A 3,506-nucleotide genomic window follows, 5' to 3' on the forward strand; every position below is an offset into this window, starting at 1 on the left:
GCCGACTGCGGATAGCCCTTGACGCTGGCGGAAGCCCCGGTGAACAGGATCGCGCCGTGCTTGTTCGGCAGCATGCGCTGCGCCGCCTGTTGCGCCACCAGGAAACCGCCAAAGGCCGAAACCGCGATCGCATTGGCGACTTCGGCCGGCACCAGATCGACAAACGCGCCGCGGGCCCGGGCGCTGGCATTATAGACCACGAGGTCTGGCGTTCCGATCTCGCGCTCGACCATCCCGAACAGGCGCTCGACTTCCTCGGGCTCGGTCGCGTTGCAGGCAAAGGCGCGGGCGCCGGTTTCGGTACAGAGCGCACCGAGTTTCTCGATCTTGCGCGCGGCGAGCGCAACCTTGATGCCTTCGCGCGCGAGCAACCGCGCCAGCGATGCGCTCAATCCCTCGCCGGCGCCGACGATCAGGGCAATCTTGTATTCTGGCATTTCCATGGGCGGGGTCCTCGGATGGTGGTACCTGTATCTAGGAACCCAATTGCGCCTGGCAATCATTCGCCATGGGGTCGCCCTCCAATTTATGCCGTTGACGGCATGTCCGCCTGCGTTATCGATAGATGAGCAAGATCGGGCGGAACGAACAAGGGCCAAAAAATGCAACCACTCATGCATGATCGTGCGACGGTGTCGGCGGATCAGCCGGGCCTGCTCGCGCCGGATACGACGGGGATGAATTTCTACCGGGCCGATCCGGCACTGACCGATCTGTTGCGGCTGCATCTGCCGGATGCGCTGTTTCGCCATATCGAGCCGCATCTCGATCGCCTCGGCGGACTGGCAGGCGGCTATCTCGACGAATGTGCGCGGCTCGCCGATCGTCACACGCCCATCCTGCACCAGCGCGACAAGTTCGGCCGCGATACACAGTATATCGAATATCACCCGTCCTATCGTGAACTGGAGAAAGCCGCGTTCGGCGAGTTCGGCATTCACGCGTTGTCGATCCGCAAGGGCATCATGGGCTGGCCGGACAAGTATCCCGTCGTCGCCAAGCACGCCTTTACCTTCCTGTTCAACCAGACCGAATTCGGCATGGGTTGTCCGATCAACGTCACCGACGGCTGCGCAAAGCTGCTCAACAATTTCGGCAGCGAGGCGCTGAAGGCAAAATATCTCGACGGCCTGACGCAGACCGACATGGGCAGGCTGACGCAGGGCGGCCAGTTCATGACCGAGAAGGAGGGCGGCTCCGATGTCGGCACGCTGACGACGCGAGCCGTGCAGGAAGGCGATCACTGGCGGCTCCATGGCGAGAAATGGTTCTGCTCCAATGCCGACGCCAGGGTGGTGATGCTGCTGGCGCGCCCGGAAGGCGCAGGCCCCGGCACGCGCGGCGTAGGCCTGTTCCTGATGCCGCGTTTTCTCGACGACGGCTCGCAGAACCACTACCGGATCGTTCGCCTGAAGGACAAGCTCGGCACCCGTTCGATGGCGTCGGGCGAAATCAAGTTCGAGGGCGCGATCGCCTACGCTGTCGGCAAGCTCGATCGCGGATTCGTGCAGATGGCCGAGATGGTGAATTCGTCCAGGCTCTCCAACGGCGTCAAATCGACCGCGCTGATGCGACGCGCCCATCATGATGCGATGACGGTGGCGAACAACCGCGTGGTGTTCGGCCGGCGGATCATCGATCTGCCGCTGGCGCGGCGGCAATTGATGAAGATCATGCTGCCGACCGAGCAGGCGCTGTCGATGAGTTTCCTCACCGCTGATGCGCTCGATCGCGCCGAGGCCGGCAGCCAGGACGCCGCGGCGCTGCTGCGCATCCTGACGCCGACCCTGAAATTCCGTTCGACCCGCGATGCCCGCAAGGTCTGCGGCGACGCGTTGGAGATGCGCGGCGGCATCGGCTATATCGAGGAATTCGCCACCGCCCGCCTGCTGCGCGACGCCCATCTCGGCTCGATCTGGGAAGGCACCGGCAACATCGTCGCGATCGATGCGCTGACGCGCGCGGTCGGCCGTCACGGCGCCGATGCCGCGCTCGCGGCAGATCTGCATGCAAGGCTCGACGACAGCGCCAATGTGCCGCAGGCCTGGCGCAGCACCTTGCGCGAATTGACCGACCGCGCCGTCGGCTTCGCCCGCGAAGTCGCCAGCCGCAGCGACAACGAGGGCGATGCGCGGCGCGCCACCAGCCTGCTCTATCATGTCGCCAGCGCCGTTGCGCTGACCTGGGAGGGCGGCCGCATCCACGAGATGCGCGGCGACGCGAGACGGCTGCTGCTTTCGCGCATGGTGATCGACCACCGTGTCGCGGCGGGCGATCCGTTCCGGCTTGCGGAAAATGCCACCCGGCACGCCATCACCGGCCATCTGCTCGGCGAGCGCGACGTCGGCATGGCCGAGGTTGGCGAATTGCTCGCCGCAGCGTAGGCTGCGGTCGGTCCAAATCATAAAAACCAGAACAAGATGGGGAAGCACCAATGAAGGCCGCCGTTCTGCATGAAGTCAACCAGCCGCTGGTGATCGAGGATGTCAGTGTGCCGAATCCCGGCCCGCGCGAAGTCCTGATCCGCACGCGCGTCGCCGGCCTTTGCCACTCCGACCTGCACTTCATGGAAGGCCTGTATCCGCACCCGCTGCCCGCCGTGCTCGGGCATGAATCCGCCGGCGTGGTCGAGAAGGTCGGCTCCGACGTGACCTACGTAAAGCCCGGCGATCATGTCGTGACCTGCCTGTCGGTGTTCTGCGGCACCTGCGACAATTGCACCACCGGCCGCACCGTGCTGTGCACCGACACGACCGTGAAGATGCTGCCCGGCCAGTCCAACCGGCTGTCCTGGGGCCGCACTGAAAAGCTGCACCAGTTCCTCAACCTCTCTTCCTTCGCCGAGCAGATGCTGGTGCACGAGAACGCCATCGTCAAAATCCGCAAGGACATGCCGCTGGAACTGGCGGCCTTGATCGGCTGCGGCGTCATCACCGGCTATGGCGCTGTGGTGAACACGGCCAGGGTCCAGGCCGGCGAGACGGTTGCGGTGATCGGCTGCGGCGGCGTCGGCATGGCCGCGATCAATGGTGCCGCGATCGCCGGCGCCGGCCGCATCATCGCGATCGACACCAATCCCGTCAAACTGCAGCTTGCCACCAAGCTGGGCGCCACCGACATCGTCGATCCCGCCAACGGCGACGTCGTGCAGCAGGTGCGCGAACTGACCGGCGGCGGCGTGCATTATTCCTTCGAGGTGCTGGGCCGCAAGGACACCGCGGAACAGTCGTTCGGCATGCTCGCGCCCGGCGGCACCGCGACCATCGTCGGCATGATCCCGTTCGGCCAGAAGATCGAGCTGCACGGTTTCGATTTCCTGCGCGAGCGCAGGATCCAGGGCTCGTCGATGGGCTCCAACCATTTCCGCGTCGATATGCCCCGCCTCGTCGAGTTCTACATGCGCGGCAAGCTGCACCTGGAGGACTGGATCTCGGCCAAGCTGAAGCTGTCGGAGATCAACGAGGGCTTTGCCAACATGAAAGCCGGCAAGACGCTGCGCAGCGTGA

Annotated in this window: 3 protein-coding genes; 2 read left to right on the forward strand and 1 reads right to left on the reverse strand. The window is 64.8% G+C overall.

Annotated elements, in window-relative coordinates:
* On the reverse strand, nt 1-443 hold a 443-nt coding region (locus V7E26_RS29655), incomplete at its 3' end, for an SDR family NAD(P)-dependent oxidoreductase (protein ID WP_324422939.1).
* A 159-nt stretch (nt 444-602) separates the two neighbouring features.
* Here V7E26_RS29655 and V7E26_RS29660 point away from each other — a divergent pair.
* Both V7E26_RS29660 and V7E26_RS29665 read left to right on the forward strand, forming a co-directional pair.
* Nucleotides 603-2,384, forward strand: a complete 1,782-nt coding sequence (locus tag V7E26_RS29660) for an acyl-CoA dehydrogenase family protein (RefSeq protein ID WP_324422940.1) — start codon at nt 603-605, stop codon at nt 2,382-2,384.
* A gap of 50 nt (nt 2,385-2,434) precedes the next feature.
* Nucleotides 2,435-3,506 (forward strand): Zn-dependent alcohol dehydrogenase (locus tag V7E26_RS29665; RefSeq protein ID WP_324422941.1); only part of this gene is annotated, 1,072 nt, incomplete at its 3' end.

This window comes from Bradyrhizobium sp. (genome assembly GCF_036735945.1).
Classification (GTDB): Bacteria; Pseudomonadota; Alphaproteobacteria; order Rhizobiales; family Xanthobacteraceae; genus Bradyrhizobium.

Coding starts and splice junctions, on each gene's coding strand:
- V7E26_RS29660 (WP_324422940.1), top strand. CDS start 603: ATGCAACCACTCATGCATGATCGTGCGACGGTGTCGGCGGATCAGCCG.